This window comes from Rothia sp. HMSC062F03, assembly GCF_001836905.1.
GTDB classification, from domain to species: domain Bacteria; phylum Actinomycetota; class Actinomycetes; order Actinomycetales; family Micrococcaceae; genus Rothia; species Rothia mucilaginosa_A.
The window spans coordinates 83,786-98,587 of record NZ_KV830872.1; the positions used below are offsets into that span (position 1 = coordinate 83,786).

Genomic DNA, 14,802 nt, shown 5'->3' on the forward strand with positions numbered 1-14,802 from the left:
AACCAACCACTGAGGAGACTCCATGCCGAATTCGGCCTACGCCCACCACGACCGCATCACGCTCAGCGGCATCACCGCCGTGGGTTTCCACGGCGTTCTCGACTTTGAGAAGCGTGACGGTCAGCCCTTCACCGTCGACGCGACGCTCTACACCGACTTCGCGGACGCCGCCGCGGGGGATGACCTGGAAAAGACCACGAACTACGCGCAGGTGGCCGAGCTGATTCACCAAAAAATCGTCTTCGGCTCGCTTGACCTGATCGAGACGCTCGCCGTGCGGATTGCCGAGGGGATTCTCTCCGAGTTCGCGCGCATCGACGCGGTGGAGGTGAAGGTCTCCAAACCGCAGGCCCCCATCACCGTTCCCTTCGAGAACGTGGCGGTGAGCGTGTTCCGCGAGCGTATTCCCGAGTCTCTGCAGGCCGCCATGCCCGGTACCGAGGGGAGGTGCTAACGATGCCGCTCAGGCCGCTTTCCGCCCATCGCGCCGTGCTGGCGCTGGGCTCAAATCTGGGTGAGAGCGAGAGTACCATTGAGCGTGCCGTCGTCGACCTTCGGGAGGCGGGCGTGCGCATCCTGCGGGTCTCGCCGCTGTACCGTACCGCTCCGGTGGGTGGGCCGGAGGGTCAGCCGGACTACGTGAACGCCGTGATTGAGGTATCGACCGAGCTGAGCCCCTACGAGCTGCTGAAGCTGTGCAACGCGGTGGAGGCGGCGCATCACCGCGAGCGCCTGGTGCGTTGGGGCCCGCGCACCCTCGATATTGACGTGATTGACTACGAGGGTACCGTCTCTGATGACCCGGTGCTGACTCTGCCGCACCCGCGCGCGCACGAGCGTGCCTTTGTGCTGACGCCGTGGGCGCGTATGGATCCGGAGGCGCGCCTGCTGGTGGCGCGCAGCGATGGGGGCGCCGTAACCTACGTGCCGGTGAGCGTTGCGGAGCTTTCCCGCGACCTCAACCTGACCCACGAGGACGCCGGCGAGGACGCAATTCGTTATATGCGTGAAATGAACCTGTCCGTTAGCCCCTAAGTGTGGCACTCTGGAAGGTAGAGGAATCGACCGAAAGGAAACACCATGAAACCCCTCCGGTATTCGGCGGTGCTCTGGACGGCGATAGGCGCCGCGGCGCTGACCGTGCTGGTGAACGCGGTGCTGGTGAACGCCGGTCATAGCGAGCTGCATTTCTCGTGGATGCTCGGGCTGGTGTGCCTGCTCGTGGCCGCCGGCGCGGTGTGGCTGGGGGTGCAGGTGGCGCGGTATCGCCGTATTCGGACGCGCGAGAAGGCACCGCACATGGGTCCGATTCTGGCTGCGCGTGCCCTGGCCTATGCGCAGGGTTCGATTCTGACGGGTTCCCTGCTGACGGGTGTGTGTGCCGCAATCTTTGGTTTTCACCTGACGGTGGCGCCTGCCCGCGGTCTGTCTGCGCTTTTCTGGCAGGTCGTGGTGAACCTGGTCTGTAGCGTTGCGCTGCTGGCGGCCGGCCTGTGGGCGCAGCATTGTTGTCGTATTCCGCCGGGGGAGGACGAGGACGATTCTCCCTCCGGTTCCGTGAAGTCGCGAGAGGGAGGAACCTATGCCGGCTCCTAAATCGAACAATTATTCTCAGAATCCCATGCCGCAGGGTGGCGGCCCGGGACAGAACCCCGCGCCGAGCGCGCCGACTGCACGACCCGCCGGGGTCCCCCTGGGCTTGCCCGGCGTGGGCGGGCCTGCACCCCGGCAGGCCGCACCCGACCCGCAGTGGCAGCCCGCGGCCCCCGGCTACCTGAAGGTTCGCTTCATCCACACCGTGGCCGCGTTCGTGCCGGTGCTGCTGGTGGGGCTGGGCCTGGATGCACTCGCGGTTCTGACCGACGGACCCCTGTGGATGCGCATCCTGGGCGTGCTGGTGGCTCTCGTTGCGGTGTTCTGGGGCGGCTGGTGGCTGCTCACCACCCCGCGCCGCACCCGCGCCCTGGCCTACGCGCTGGAGAGCAACCACCTCATGACCCGCCGCGGCCTGGTTTTCCGCAGCATCACTTCGATTCCGTACGGGCGCATCCAGTACGTTGACGTCGATTCGGGACCGCTCGAGCGTCTCAGCGGGGTGTCGCGTCTGACGGTGCGCACCGCCGGTGAGGCCGCCGGCACGGTTGTGGTGTACGGCGTCCCGAACGACATCGTGGATGCGGTCCGTGCCGAGCTGGTGCACCGCGCCGATGAGCGAATGGCGGCCCTGTAATGAGCGCGCCCGTTCCGAACAATAACGTCCCGAGCGGTGGCGCGCCGGGCGGCCAGGGCGTGGGCGGCCCCGGCGGTCCGCAGGAACAGACGTGGTGGCGCGCCGATATCCGCACGTTCATCATGAACCTGTGGTTCATTATTCTGCTGGCCTTCGGCTTCTTTCAGAGCATCATTCTGAATATTCTGACCACCCCGCCGAACGAGTGGGGCACGCGCCTGACGCAGGTGTTCAACGAGGACGACAGCTATTTCAGCGCGACGTATTCGCAGCTGATTGGCTTCGTCGTTCTGGTGCTGATTCTGTTTGCTGGCTCGCTTCAATGGTGGTTCACCCGCTATCACTTGGATGAGCTGGCGATTCACCGCCGCAGCGGTATCTTCTTCAAGAAGGAGCGCACGATCCGCCTGGAGAGCGTGCAGAGCGTGGATATTTCCCGTCCGCTGGTGGCGCGCCTGCTGGGCCTGTCGGAGCTGCGTTTTGAGGTTGCGGACGGCTCCGGCGAGGCGCTGCACATCAAGTACCTGTCGCGGGCGAAGGCCACCCGGTTGCGTCATGCGGCTCTGCAGAGCATCTCGATTCTGCGGGCTCAGGGCAGGGGAGCCCGGGCCGGCTACCGGTCGGATGCGCCGCTCCCCTCGGGCGCGGCTTCCTCTGCCCCCTCGGCTCAGCCTGCATCCCCGGCTCAGCCTGCTCCCTCGATTCAGTCCGGTGCGCCCCGGCCCGGCGTATCCCAGTCCAGCGTGCCCCAGCCCGGCGTCTCGCAGCCTCATCCTGCGCAGTCCGACTCGGCTTCCGTGGCCTACCCCGCCGCTTCGCCCGCTCCGGCCGGAAACTTCCCCGAACCCGGTAACCCCGAGGGTGCGGTGGCCTTCCGCATCTCGACCGGCACCCTCATCATGTCGATTCTGCTGGAGAACCTCGTGTGGGTTATCCCGCTGGTCATCGTCATGGGTATGGGCGCAATTATCACGGCAATTTTCAGTGGAATCAGCCCGCTGTACATCCCGATGTTTGCCCTCCCGAGCCTCGGCGCGCCGCTCATCGGTTACGCGGGTGCGCTGTGGGCCCGCTTCGATAACTCCGCGCGGTTCAGGATTTATTGCGGTGACCGCGGGGCCCTCACCCTGCGCTACGGCTTCACCGGAACCCACACGCAGAACGTGCTGCCGGAGCGCGTGCAGGCGGTTCAGGTTGAGCAGTCGATTCTCTGGAAGATGTTCGGTTGGTACCGCATCAAGATGACCATCGCCGGCGTGGGTATCGACAGGCCCGATCAGGGCGGGCTGACCCGCAACGTGGCCCTGCCGGTGGGCAATGCGCGCGAGACCGCCGCGGTGCTGCGTCTGCTCCTGCCGGGGCTGGACGAGCAGCAGGCGCAGGTGCTCATGGCCGCGGCGCGCAGCTCCCAGAAGCGACAGGTGCCCGGTGCCCCGCAGATGCTGCAGGTGCCGTCCACGGCCCGCTGGCTTGACCCGCTCACCCTGCACGTTAAGGGCCTGACCAGCATTAACGCCTCTGCGCAGGGGGATCAGAGCCCCGCCTCCTCACGCCCTGACGCGAACATCGAGGAGCACGCCCGCGGCGATCTGCTGCTGATTCGTAACGGCTTCTTGGTGCGCAGGCTGTCGGTGCTGCCGGTGCGGCGCGTGCTGGGCGTGCGCTGGACCCAGGGCCCGCTCGAGCGTGCGTGCGGATGCGCCACCCTGCGCTTCGACGTTGCGAAGGGCCCGGTGAGCACCACCATGAAGCACCTGCCGCCGCGCACGAGCCTGATTATCGCTTCGACCCTCACGGAGCGCCTGGAGGGTACCCGCGCCTACTACCGCGTGCCCGAGGCGCGTTAGCGCCGGAACCTCAACCGGCAAGGCCCGCCCGCACCACTCGGTGCGGGTGGGCCTCGCGCCGTCTGCGCCGCCTCAGCGGCTCTCCACCACCCGACGCGTGGTCGGGTTATCCACAGGCGTAAACCAGCCGGAGGCGCCGCCCGGTGCGGGCGAATATACTTAAGAACCGTGGTACACCATTCAAAACCCGCCCGTTTGGGCATCGGAATCATTTCAGCCGGGAAGGTTGGCGCCGTCCTCGGCGCGGCCCTGCGCGCCTGCGAGCACACGATTGTGGGTGTTCACGCGGTGTCCGAGGCCTCCCGGGAGCGCGCCGCGATGCTGCTCCCCGATGTGCCGCTGCTTCCGGTGGAACAGATTGCCGAACGGAGCGAACTGCTGATTCTGGCCGTCCCCGACGACGAGCTGCCGGGCCTCATCACCTACCTGGCCTCCTCCGGGAGCATCACCGCCGGTCAGCTTTTGGTGCACACCTCCGGCCGTCACGGCACGGAGGTTTTCGCCCCCGCAACGGCCCTAGGCGCCATTGGCCTGGCCATTCACCCGGCCATGACCTTCACGGGCCTGTCCATGGACCTGCAGCGGTTGAACGGCACGAGCTTCGCGGTGACCGGCCCCGCCCCCTTCCTGCCCATCGCGCAGGCCCTGGTGGTTGAGATGGGTGGCGAGCCCGTCCACGTGGCCGAAGCCGACCGAGCCCTGTACCATGCAGCCCTGGCCCACGCCTCGAACCACCTCGTGACGATTCTGGGTCAGGCTCAGCAGATGCTCGCATCCATCGGCATTGAGGACCCGGCCCACTACATGGGTCCGCTGGTCCGCGCGGCCGTGGATAACGCGCTCGCAAGCGGCGAAGGGGCCCTAACCGGTCCCGTTGCGCGCGGCGATGCGGGTACCGTGGCCGCCCACATGAGGGCGCTCGGCGAGTATGCACAGGGAGAAAAAACAGGTGATATTACAGACTCTTACGCCGCTCTGGCGCATGCGACCGCAAAAAGGGCGCATAATAGAGGTTTGTTAAACGATGAACAACTGGAACGGATCGAAAGCCTGGTGGAACCTTCCGCGAACGTGGAGTACACCGGCGACATCGACGATTCTGCCCCCGAAAACAAGGAGTTCTCGTCATGACTGAGACTTCGATGCCCCGCGTCGTGACCACCATTGCGGAGTTCCGCACCGCTATCGCGCAGGCTTTGGCCACCGCGCAGGACGCCCTGGACCGTGCTGCCCGCCTCGAGGCGGAGCAGAACGGCACTGACGTTCAGTACCGTACCGCCACCCTGGGCTACGTGCCCACTATGGGTGCCCTCCACGATGGCCACGCCACCCTGTTGCGCCGCGCTTCCGAGCAGAACGATGTTGTTGTCGCCTCTGTGTTTGTGAACCCGCTGCAGTTCGGCCCCGGCGAGGACTACGAGGCGTACCCGCGCACCCTTGAGGCCGACGCCGAGCTGGCTGGTGCCGCCGGCGTGAGCATCATCTTCGCCCCCTCGGTGGAGGAGATGTACCCCGACGGCGACCCGCTGATCCGCATCTCGAGCGGTGAGCTGGGCACCAAGTTCGAGGGCGCAACCCGCCCCGGACACTTCGACGGCGTGCTGACCGTGGTGAATAAGTTCTTCAACATCATTCGCCCCGCCGCCGGCTCACACCCGGTGAACGCGTACTTCGGCCAGAAGGACGCCCAGCAGTACATCCTGATTCAGCGCATGGTTCACGACTTCAACCACGACGTGACCCTGCGCCCCGTGGCCATTGTGCGCGACGATAACGGCCTGGCCCTCTCCTCGCGCAACGGCTACCTGTCGGATGAGGAGCGCGAATCGGCTCTGGTGCTCTCCCGCACCCTGGCCATGCTGCGCGAGAACTCGCTGAACCGCGGCTTCCACGAGATTGACCTGGAGGGCGCGCGCGAGCGCATCAACTCCACCCCGGGCGTGCGCCTCGATTACCTGGAACTGGTCGATCCGATGACCTTCGGCGAGCCGACCGAAGAATCGGAGCGCGTGCTGGCCCTGGTCGCCGCGTATGTGGGCCCGACCCGCCTGATTGACAACATGGACCTGCGCTAAGCGTTCGCTGAATTTCGTTTAGAGACTTCCCAACACACTACACAGATAGGTATCACCGTGAGCACTGAGCACCACGCCGCACCGGCGATTGCTGATATGTCCGAGCAGATGCAGATTCGCCTGGAGAAGCGCGCGAAGCTGATTGAGTCGGGTCGTGAGGCATACCCGGTGGGCTTGCTGGATTCCGAGGGTAACCGTGTGGAGCCCAACCACATCGAGGATCTGCGCGCCGAGTACGACCCGAAGCTGGAGTCCGGCGAGCTGAAGGCTGGCGACGAGACCGACCGCGTGGTGCACGTGGGCGGCCGCGTGGTGTTCGTTCGTAACACCGGTAAGCTGTGCTTTGCGACCCTGCAGGGCGGTACCGAGGGTAAGCGCATCCAGGCGATGCTGTCGCTGGCTGAGGTGGGCGAGGAGTCCCTGGCCGAGTGGAAGTCCCTGGTTGACCTGGGTGACCACGTGTTCGTGACCGGCCGCGTGATTGTGTCTCGCCGCGGTGAGCTGTCGATCATGGTGACCGACTGGAAGATGGCCTCGAAGGCTATCCGCCCCATGCCGGTTCTGCACAAGGACCTGAACGAGGAAACCCGCGTGCGCCAGCGCTACCTGGACCTGATGGTGCGCGAGGAGGCCCGCGAGCTGGTGAAGAAGCGTGCCCTGATTACCCGCACCGTGCGCCGCGTACTGGACGAGCACGGCTACGTTGAGGTTGAGACCCCGGTCCTGCAGCTGATTCACGGTGGCGCGACGGCTCGTCCGTTCCGCACCCACCTGAACGCTTTCGACCAGCCGATGACCATGCGCATCGCGACCGAGCTGCCGCTCAAGCGCGCCGTGGTGGGCGGTATTGAGCGCGTGTACGAGATTGGTCGCGTGTTCCGCAACGAGGGCGTCGACTCGACTCACAGCCCCGAGTTCACCACCCTGGAGTGCTACGAGGCGTACGCCGACCAGTTCGTGATGGCCGAGCGCATGAAGGAGATTATCCAGAGCTGCGCCAAGGCTGTCGGTACCGAGCGCATCGAGACCGAGCGCGGCACCATCGACCTGTTCGGTGAGTGGAAGTGGGTTGGCGTGTACCCGGGCCTGTCCGAGGCCGTGGGCGTCGAGATTACCCCGGAGACCGACGCGTCCGTTCTGCGCGAGATTGCCGAGAAGCACGAGGTTGATATCGACCCGAAGTGGGACGCTGAGAAGCTCGTCATCGAGCTCTTCGGCGAGATTGTTGAGCCGCCCCTGGTGAACCCGACCTTCGTGTACGATTACCCGCCGAGCGCCCAGCCGCTGGCCCGCCCGCACCGTTCCGGTGCGCCGCTGATTGAGGCCTGGGACCTGATTATCGGCGGCATGGAGCGCGGTACCGCGTTCTCCGAGCTGATTGACCCGGTGATTCAGCGTGAGCGTCTGACCGCCCAGTCGCTGCTGGCTGCCGCCGGTGACGATGAGGCGATGGAGCTGGACGAGGACTTCCTGCGCGCCCTGGAGCACGGTGCACCCCCGATGGGTGGCATTGGTCTGGGCATCGATCGTCTGATTATGCTGCTGGCCGGCGACCAGGACCCGGAGCGTCCGGGTACCGTGGTGCGTCAGCCCGGTATTCGCGAGACGATTCTGTTCCCGCTCATGAAGCCGGAAGCTTAATTTCTTATCTTGAGGGCCCGGACTCGTTCCGCGCGTGTTTGCGCGGGGCGTTCCGGGTTTGAACGCGGCGGGGGCCGCGGGCGCGTGTGCGCTCGCGGCCCCCGCTCTCGTATGCCCTGCCCGAGTGAATCCGGTACTCAGCCCTAAATGGGCTCGGGCGGGCTCGGCTCCGTGTTTCTCGTAGTCGTGTTTTCATCTCGGCGTTTTTGCTTCGGCGCTTTCGGATGTGGTGTTTTCGGGCGGCTTTTATCGGTTTGAAATTCTCCGGCTGAGCTTAGTTTTGGCTAGTCAGCCGTATATGGGGACGGCGAGCGAAAAGTATTCTCGGTGAAGACTTACGGATTCGCAATGAATAGGGGCGTGCGGGTGTGGAATATACCGTTGAGATAGTTTTGCCGTTCCGCGTGGGATGAAGGATTATCCGCGAGATTATTCCTGCTGATTTCCTGGCGCGCACCATTCAAATGAACGCGGCGCGTCTCTAGCGTTCGACCGGTGGGCTATTTAATGAGCCGACCCGCACAGCGGAGGCGATAATATGCGTACAGAGAACAGCCTCCGTATTGCCGATGATTTGGGGACGATATTCCCGAAAATATTCCTCATATTATTCTCGGGTGTTATTTACCCGTCTATTTTGCCGGTTTGCGCAATGAACGCCTCTGGTATTTCTGTTACGATATATAGGAAATTAGTACATATGTATATCCGGCACACTTTTTCTCTATCAATTTTCGATAGGGGCTTCAGGGTTTTGCGCCCATAGGATATATGCAACAGATGAGGGAGGTGCCATTTATGGCACAGAAGGTTCGCATCATCCTTGAAGACGATCTGGACGGCGGCCCCGCCGACGAGACCATCCGCTTCGGCCTGGATGGCGCTCACTACGAGATTGATTTGTCCTCCGCAAACGCCGCACGTCTGCGCGACGCTATCCGTCCTTTCGTAGCTAAGTCCCGCCGCGTGCAGGGCTCCGCTCAGCGCACCCGCGCACCCCGCGGTACCGCCGCTCCGGTCAAGCGTAACCCCGAGACCGCAGCGATTCGCGAGTGGGCTAAGGCTAACGGCCACAAGGTTTCCGACCGTGGCCGCATCCACCAGGACATTCAGGATGCATACTACGCAGCAATGAAGGAACAGGCTTAATTTCTAGTCCCTTCAGGTTTTGCTCCGCGCGGAGCAAATGCATTGTGTACGCTCACGGCGGATAGCGATTATCGCTATCCGCCGTGAGCGTTTTTATGTGGCGGTAAATATCGGGGCCGCGGCGTGAGGATTTGAATTATCAATCCTGGAGGGTGGGGGAAAGCGTGCGGTGTCCTACCGAGGCACCAGCATGTTTAATTTACTTGTAAAACATATTGTTGGCAGCGGAGAGTGCAATTTCTTGCACTCGCCAGAATGTACAGACGGAATGTCGATATCATTGCGTCCGTATTTATAAGGGCATAGCCCCAGATTGATTCTCTCCGCGCGAATAACTCATGAGCGATGAGTGTGCGTGTCATTATTTCCGGGATTATTCACCCGTTCGTGGCATCTATATCTTTATGTATTTTTACGCGCTTTAGGGAATGATGGGGAAGTCGTGAATCATGTAGTGAGATTCTCGCGCGAGCCCAGGAATTATTGTCGCCCCGTCGAGTGATTGGCGTGCATGTACTTTGAAAGACAGTGCATATTCTGCAATATTCGGGATTCTCTGCAGATAATCTGGGCCTATCGTATTCCTATACGTGGATTTTTCTGTGTTTGTGTTCGGTAATATGTGCATTCGAGTGTCGCGAGACGGCCCTCAAAAAGGTGCAGGGCGCTTCGAAAGATGAGCGGACGCGCTGCCGAGCCCCGGCAAAGGAATCTGTCCGCCCCGATTGCCTTCCGCCCGCGCCCTTTCCGTTCTCTTGATGGCGAACAGATGCCCGAGCGCAGGGCAGAAACCCGGCACTCAACGTACTCTTGTATCAATAGGAAAATGCAAGGAGTGCGTAAATGTTTGAACGCTTTACCGATCGAGCTCGGCGCGTTGTGGTGCTTGCCCAGGAAGAGGCACGCATGCTCAACCACAACTACATCGGTACCGAACACCTGCTGCTCGGTCTGATTCACGAGGGCGAAGGCATCGGTGCACGCGCCCTGGAATCATTGGGCGTTACCCTGAACGCAGTACGTGAACAGGTTCAGGACATCGTCGGCCCCGGCCCCCAGGCCCCCAACGGACACATCCCCTTCACCCCCCGCGCGAAGAAGGTTCTCGAACTGTCCATGCGCGAGGCTATTCAGCTGAACCACGGCTACATCGGCACCGAACACATCCTGCTGGGCATGGTTCGTGCGAACGAGGGCGTGGCAAACCAGGTGCTCGTTAAGCTGGGCGCTGAGCCCGCCGCCGTGCGCCAGGCTGTCATGGACCTGATTTCCGGCTACCCCGGCAACAACTCCGGCGAGAAGGAAACTGCCGGCGTGGGTGCAGGTAACTCTCGCGAAGGCACTCCCGCGGGTTCCACGATTCTGGATCAGTTCGGCCGCAACCTCACCGCCGCAGCGCGTGAGGGCGAGCTGGACCCGGTCATCGGCCGCCACAAGGAGATGGAACGCGTCATGCAGGTCCTCTCCCGCCGCACCAAGAACAACCCCGTGCTGATCGGTGAGCCCGGTGTGGGTAAGACCGCCGTGGTTGAGGGCCTGGCCCAGGCCATCGTGCACGGTGACGTCCCCGAGACCCTCAAGGACAAGCACCTGTACACCCTGGATCTCGGCTCCCTCGTGGCCGGTTCCCGCTACCGTGGTGACTTCGAGGAACGCCTGAAGAAGGTCCTGAAGGAGATTCGTTCCCGCGGCGACATCATTCTGTTCATCGACGAGATCCATACCCTGGTGGGTGCCGGTGCCGCCGAAGGCGCGATTGACGCCGCCTCCATCCTCAAGCCCATGCTGGCTCGAGGCGAGCTGCAGACCATCGGTGCAACCACCCTGGACGAGTACCGCAAGCACATCGAGAAGGACGCCGCCCTGGAGCGCCGCTTCCAGCCGATTCTGGTGGACGAGCCCTCCCAGGAGCTCGCCGTGCAGATTCTGAAGGGTGTGCGCGATAAGTACGAGGCTCACCACCGTGTCACCATCACCGACGAGGCGATTGAGACCGCCGTGAACCTCGCGGCACGCTACATCTCCGACCGCTTCCTGCCGGATAAGGCCGTCGACCTGATTGACGAGGCCGGTGCGCGCCTGCGCATCAAGCGCATGACCGCTCCGCCGGAAATTAAGATTCTGGACGAGAAGGCCGCCAAGCTGCGCCAGCAGAAGGAAGAGGCCATCAACTCGCAGGATTACGAGAAGGCAGCCGGCCTGCGCGACCAGGAGCAGAAGGTCCTGGCCGAGAAGGAAGCCGCAGAGAAGGAATGGCGCGAGGGCGGCGGAGACGCCTACGGCGTCGTGACCCCCGAGGTGATTTCCGAGGTTCTGGCCGCCTCCACCGGCGTGCCCGTCTACAAGATCACCGAGGAAGAGTCCAGCCGCCTGCTGACCATGGAGCAGGAGCTCCACAAGCGCGTCATTGGTCAGGATCACGCCATTGCGGCCCTGTCCCGTGCGATTCGTCGTACCCGTGCGGGTCTGAAGGATCCGCACCGTCCCGGTGGCTCGTTCATCTTCGCAGGTCCGACCGGTGTGGGTAAGACCGAGCTTGCTAAGGCCCTGGCCGAGTTCCTCTTCGGTGATGAGGACGCCCTCATCACCCTGGATATGTCCGAGTACCAGGAGAAGCACACCGTTTCCCGTCTGTTCGGTGCCCCTCCCGGATACGTTGGCTACGAAGAGGGCGGTCAGCTGACCGAGAAGGTGCGCCGCAAGCCCTTCTCCGTGGTCCTGTTCGACGAGGTGGAGAAGGCTCACTCCGACCTGTTCAACTCGCTGCTGCAGATTCTTGAGGACGGCCGCCTGACCGACTCGCAGGGTCGCGTGGTGGACTTCAAGAACACCGTGATCATCATGACCACCAACCTGGGTTCCCGCGATGTGAACCGCCGCATCCCGGTTGGTTTCCAGGCCATGGACGATTCCGCCGCCGATTACGAGCGCATGCAGGCTCGCGTGATGGAAAGCCTCAAGGAGCACTTCCGTCCCGAGTTCCTGAACCGTGTGGATGACATTATCGTCTTCCCGCAGCTCTCGGAATCCGAGATTCTGCAGATTGTGGACCTGTTCGTGGGTCGCCTGGCCAAGCGCCTGGCGGAGCAGGATATGTCCATCGAGCTGACCAACGCGGCGAAGGCCCTCATGGCAGCCAAGGGTTACGACCCGGCTATGGGTGCCCGCCCGCTGCGCCGCGAGATGCAGCGCAACATCGAGGACGCCCTGTCCGAGAAGATTCTCTTCGGCGACATCAAGCCCGGAGAGAAGATCACCGTGGACGTTGAGGGCGAGGGCGACTCCGCGAAGTTCGTCTTCTCGTCTCAGCCGATGAAGGAGCTCTCCCTGGAGTCCGTGAAGGAGCCCGCGAAGGAGGGCGAGTCTTCCGAGGCTCCCGCTTCCGAGGCCCTCGAAGGCCAGGGTAACGACTAGGCACTAGGCTCTAGCGCAATAAACGCCCGAGGGGCGGTACCGGTTATTCGGTGCCGCCCCTCGGGCGTTTTGCGCATTCTAAGGCCCTCTGGTCTAAGGCCCTCTGGGGCCCTTCTAAAGCGAGACGAGTACCCGCCCGCCCTCCGGTACCTCACGGGCCAGAGAATCAGCCAGAAGGCCCGCGTAGCAGCGCTGCAGCTGTTCGGAGGCGGGGGAGAGCGCGTACAACGCCTTGAGCGGGCGGTGCACCTCGGCCGGAACATTCGCGGGGAACACCAGGTCGGGCGAGGCGGCAGCGCCGGTGGCCGAGGCTGCATCCAGGATGAGGCTGCGCTCCACGGGCTCGTGGGCGGCGCGGAGAACCGCCATGACGGCACCGCGCACCTGGCGGTCCGTGCCGTGCCAGGCCTGGCCCTTTGGCGTGTACTCAGCCTCGGGTCGGCCGGCCGCAATCCAGGCGCACACATCCTGCACGGGGCACTGCTCGCAGGTCGGGGACTTCGCGGTGCAGACCAGCGCACCGAGCTCCATGGTCGCCGCGTTCCACACGCAGGAGGTTGGGGTATCGGCGGGCATGAGTGCCTCGGCCAGGCGGGTTTCGGCGGCCGTCAGCGAGCGGGAGGGGAGCGCCTTGCCGCTAACGGCGCGGGCGTGCACGCGGCGAATATTCGTGTCGATGACCGTCTCTCGCAGACCGAACGCGAAAACGCTGATGGCGGCGGCCGTGTAGGAGCCCACGCCCGGCAGGTCGAGGAGCGCATCGTGGTCGGCGGGAACCTTACCATCATGCCGCTCCACAATCGCCACGGCAGCCCCGTGCAGGCGCTGAGCGCGGCGCGGGTAACCCAGGCGACCCCAGGCGCGCACCGCCTCCGAGGCGGGCTCGGCGGCCAGGTCTGCGGGGGTGGGCCAGCGGCGCATCCACTCCTCCCAGACGGGCAGGACGCGCTTGACGGGGGTCTGCTGTAGCATGAATTCGCTGACCATCACGCCCCAGGGCGAGCAGTCGTCGCGGCGCCAGGGCAGGTCGCGTGCGTTCTGCAGGAACCAGCCATTAATGCGTTCGTGCAGAAGGTGCGGCTTGATGCCTTGTGGGAGGTGATTTGCGGGGTCTGCTGCTTCTGGAATCATCAGAAAAGCCTACGTCACGGGCTATATATTCCCAAAACGGTATGGAATGGGTTCATGGTGAATCTAAGGTTGAAACCCGGTATCCTTAGAGTATGTCTGAAAACGGTCCCGTTCTGCCTCCCGAAGTTTACCGCCGCCGTCGCATCGTGGCGGTTGTTGCCCTGCTCGCCGTCATTCTCCTGCTGGTTGCGGGCGTGACGAGCATCGTCGGCATGATTAATAACAAGAAGGACGCCACCGTCGCCTCCACCGCGACGGCCACCGGTGCGCCCTTCCAGAGTTTCAGCGCGCGCCCTTCCGAAACGGCCTCGGCTAGCGCTTCCGCCTCGGCAAGTCCTTCTGCCTCCCCGAGCGAGACGACGACCAAGAGTGCCTCCCCTAATGCCACCGAGACCAAGGCGGCTGAAACCAAGAGCCCCGAGGCAAAGCCGAGCGAGGCCAAGACCGCGCAGGCCACCCCCTCCGCCACCCCGAGCGCAAGCGCGGCGGGTGTGGTGGCAGCCTGCACCGCGAACGACCTGAAGGTGACCGTTACCCCCGCTAAGCGCACGTTCGCCGCGGGCGAGCAGGTCTCGTTCCACGTGACCTACACGAACTCCTCGAAGACCCCCTGCGCCGTGGGTGGCGAGGGCGCGAATACCGGCGTGGACCTGAACATCACCTCGGGATCGGCGCAGGTGTACACCCGTAGCCTGTGCACCGCGACCACCCTGCCGAAGGCTGAGGTTGCCGCGGGTGCCGAGGGCGCAACCGACCTGGCCTGGGATCGCAAGATCAACGTTCTGGGCTGCTCCGCCGCTTCGAACGCCCAGAAGGGTTCCTACTGGGCAACCGCAACGGTGAACGGCGTAACCTCGACCCGGGTGAACTTCGTGATTCAGTAGTCGCTTCGCCGAGCCTCCCCATAGTTTTCGCCCGTGAGTGGGCGTAAAAAGCCCTCGCACCGGATACTCTTGAACTGCCTCCCGTTTCTTGGACATCGAAAATAAAGTCCAAGAAACAGGAGGCTTTTCATGTCTATAAATCTGGGGCTAAGGCATGACCGTTTGCTCCGGGAGCAAGCAGCGCAAATGTTTGAGAAGGGATGTGGCTATCGTTTGACCGCCAGGAAGCTTGGTGTGTCCGCCGCGACTGTGAGAGAGTGGCAGAAAATGTACCACGTAATCGGGAGGAGCGGGTTTCTTGCCATGGGAGTAAAACACACCAAATACGACTACGAGACCAAGGTCGCCGCAGCGAAGGCTGTAGTTGACGGTGGGATGAGTAAGCCTGAAGCAATGGCGCATTTCGGTATTGCAAGCGCAACACCGTTGAA

The 14,802-nt window shown here is 63.4% G+C and carries 13 protein-coding genes; 12 read left to right on the top strand and 1 reads right to left on the bottom strand.

Annotated elements, in window-relative coordinates; translation table 11 throughout:
• Positions 1-22 precede the first annotated feature (22 nt).
• From folB to HMPREF2674_RS03685, 10 genes are all read left to right on the top strand, one after another.
• A complete protein-coding gene (gene folB / locus HMPREF2674_RS03640; protein ID WP_049333471.1) occupies positions 23-454 on the top strand; it encodes a dihydroneopterin aldolase in 432 nt (143 codons plus the stop codon).
• A gap of 2 nt (positions 455-456) precedes the next feature.
• Complete coding sequence (gene folK / locus HMPREF2674_RS03645; RefSeq protein ID WP_070648590.1) at positions 457-1,035, top strand: 2-amino-4-hydroxy-6-hydroxymethyldihydropteridine diphosphokinase; 579 nt, start codon at positions 457-459, stop codon at positions 1,033-1,035.
• Between the two features lie 45 nt (positions 1,036-1,080).
• On the top strand, positions 1,081-1,596 hold the full coding sequence (locus HMPREF2674_RS03650; protein ID WP_049333467.1) for a DUF3180 domain-containing protein: 516 nt from the start codon (positions 1,081-1,083) through the stop codon (positions 1,594-1,596).
• Complete coding sequence (locus HMPREF2674_RS03655; protein WP_084824422.1) at positions 1,583-2,230, top strand: PH domain-containing protein; 648 nt, start codon at positions 1,583-1,585, stop codon at positions 2,228-2,230. The genes HMPREF2674_RS03650 and HMPREF2674_RS03655 overlap by 14 nt, the downstream gene beginning before the upstream one ends.
• Positions 2,230-4,077 carry a PH domain-containing protein gene (locus tag HMPREF2674_RS03660; RefSeq protein ID WP_070824856.1) on the top strand — a complete coding sequence of 616 codons (1,848 nt, stop codon included), beginning with the start codon at positions 2,230-2,232 and terminating at the stop codon, positions 4,075-4,077. Before HMPREF2674_RS03655 ends, HMPREF2674_RS03660 begins: the two co-directional genes overlap by 1 nt.
• A 168-nt stretch (positions 4,078-4,245) precedes the next feature.
• Positions 4,246-5,208 (top strand): Rossmann-like and DUF2520 domain-containing protein, encoded by a 963-nt coding sequence (locus HMPREF2674_RS03665; protein ID WP_070824857.1) that lies wholly within the window; start codon positions 4,246-4,248, stop codon positions 5,206-5,208.
• Complete coding sequence (gene panC, locus HMPREF2674_RS03670; protein ID WP_049333461.1) at positions 5,205-6,152, top strand: pantoate--beta-alanine ligase; 948 nt, start codon at positions 5,205-5,207, stop codon at positions 6,150-6,152. Before HMPREF2674_RS03665 ends, panC begins: the two co-directional genes overlap by 4 nt.
• Positions 6,153-6,260: 108 nt before the next feature.
• Positions 6,261-7,793 carry a lysine--tRNA ligase gene (gene lysS / locus HMPREF2674_RS03675; RefSeq protein ID WP_246826166.1) on the top strand — a complete coding sequence of 511 codons (1,533 nt, stop codon included), beginning with the start codon at positions 6,261-6,263 and terminating at the stop codon, positions 7,791-7,793.
• Positions 7,794-8,591: 798 nt separating this feature from the next.
• Complete coding sequence (locus tag HMPREF2674_RS03680; protein ID WP_049333459.1) at positions 8,592-8,942, top strand: histone-like nucleoid-structuring protein Lsr2; 351 nt, start codon at positions 8,592-8,594, stop codon at positions 8,940-8,942.
• 843 nt (positions 8,943-9,785) lie between these two features.
• Positions 9,786-12,356, top strand: coding sequence for an ATP-dependent Clp protease ATP-binding subunit (locus HMPREF2674_RS03685; RefSeq protein WP_070824858.1), 2,571 nt, complete (start codon positions 9,786-9,788; stop codon positions 12,354-12,356).
• Positions 12,357-12,470: 114 nt separating this feature from the next.
• Here the strand turns inward: HMPREF2674_RS03685 and HMPREF2674_RS03690 are convergent, their stop codons facing one another.
• The gene (locus HMPREF2674_RS03690; protein WP_070824859.1) at positions 12,471-13,487 is read right to left on the bottom strand and encodes an HhH-GPD family protein; all 1,017 of its coding nucleotides are present in this window, start codon (positions 13,485-13,487) and stop codon (positions 12,471-12,473) included.
• 92 nt (positions 13,488-13,579) lie between these two features.
• On the opposite strand from HMPREF2674_RS03690, the gene HMPREF2674_RS03695 reads away from it, so the two are divergent.
• Positions 13,580-14,371, top strand: coding sequence for a hypothetical protein (locus HMPREF2674_RS03695; RefSeq protein WP_070824860.1), 792 nt, complete (start codon positions 13,580-13,582; stop codon positions 14,369-14,371).
• Positions 14,372-14,500: 129 nt separating this feature from the next.
• On the top strand, positions 14,501-14,802 hold a 302-nt coding region (locus HMPREF2674_RS03700), incomplete at its 3' end, for a helix-turn-helix domain-containing protein (RefSeq protein ID WP_141761800.1).

What these genes read in the sequence shown, in the direction of transcription:
- folB (WP_049333471.1), top strand. Translation starts at nt 23, where the DNA reads ATGCCGAATTCGGCCTACGCCCACCACGACCGCATCACGCTCAGCGGC.
- folK (WP_070648590.1), top strand. Translation starts at nt 457, where the DNA reads ATGCCGCTCAGGCCGCTTTCCGCCCATCGCGCCGTGCTGGCGCTGGGC.
- HMPREF2674_RS03650 (WP_049333467.1), top strand. Translation starts at nt 1,081, where the DNA reads ATGAAACCCCTCCGGTATTCGGCGGTGCTCTGGACGGCGATAGGCGCC.
- HMPREF2674_RS03655 (WP_084824422.1), top strand. Translation starts at nt 1,583, where the DNA reads ATGCCGGCTCCTAAATCGAACAATTATTCTCAGAATCCCATGCCGCAG.
- HMPREF2674_RS03660 (WP_070824856.1), top strand. Translation starts at nt 2,230, where the DNA reads ATGAGCGCGCCCGTTCCGAACAATAACGTCCCGAGCGGTGGCGCGCCG.
- panC (WP_049333461.1), top strand. Translation starts at nt 5,205, where the DNA reads ATGACTGAGACTTCGATGCCCCGCGTCGTGACCACCATTGCGGAGTTC.
- lysS (WP_246826166.1), top strand. Translation starts at nt 6,261, where the DNA reads ATGCAGATTCGCCTGGAGAAGCGCGCGAAGCTGATTGAGTCGGGTCGT.
- HMPREF2674_RS03680 (WP_049333459.1), top strand. Translation starts at nt 8,592, where the DNA reads ATGGCACAGAAGGTTCGCATCATCCTTGAAGACGATCTGGACGGCGGC.
- HMPREF2674_RS03685 (WP_070824858.1), top strand. Translation starts at nt 9,786, where the DNA reads ATGTTTGAACGCTTTACCGATCGAGCTCGGCGCGTTGTGGTGCTTGCC.
- HMPREF2674_RS03690 (WP_070824859.1), bottom strand. Translation starts at nt 13,487, where the DNA reads ATGATTCCAGAAGCAGCAGACCCCGCAAATCACCTCCCACAAGGCATC.
- HMPREF2674_RS03695 (WP_070824860.1), top strand. Translation starts at nt 13,580, where the DNA reads ATGTCTGAAAACGGTCCCGTTCTGCCTCCCGAAGTTTACCGCCGCCGT.